The organism is Nocardia arizonensis (assembly GCF_001310275.1).
In the GTDB taxonomy this organism is placed as follows: Bacteria; Actinomycetota; Actinomycetes; order Mycobacteriales; family Mycobacteriaceae; genus Nocardia; species Nocardia arizonensis.
In genome coordinates, this window is record NZ_LGYZ01000113.1 from 1 (window position 1) to 303 (window position 303).

Genomic DNA, 303 nt, shown 5'->3' on the forward strand with positions numbered 1-303 from the left:
GCGTTTCTCCGACAGCGAGATCGGTCCCTCGTCGGCGGCGAACAGCGGCACCCCGACTTTCTCCAGTTCGTGTTCGAGCTGAGTGGACTGGTGCGTCCAGCGGGCGGCGCGTTCGATCTCCTCGACCACGACCGCCTCGAAGCGGCGGTTGGGGTGGCGGGCTTCGGCCATCAAGTCGGCCAAACCGCCGTCACGCGGGATCGGGATGTCGAACGCCTCGTGCGCGCTGCCCAGGCCACGCATCTCGAGGTCCTTGCGGGAGGATTCGACGTCGTAGAAGAACGCGACGATCACGAACCCGTT

General features: G+C 66.3%; 1 protein-coding gene. It reads right to left on the reverse strand.

Features of this window, described 5'->3' with window-relative positions; all coding sequences use genetic code 11:
- Positions 1 to 303 (reverse strand): recombinase family protein (locus APZ21_RS26035; protein ID WP_204249159.1); only part of this gene is annotated, 303 nt, incomplete at both ends.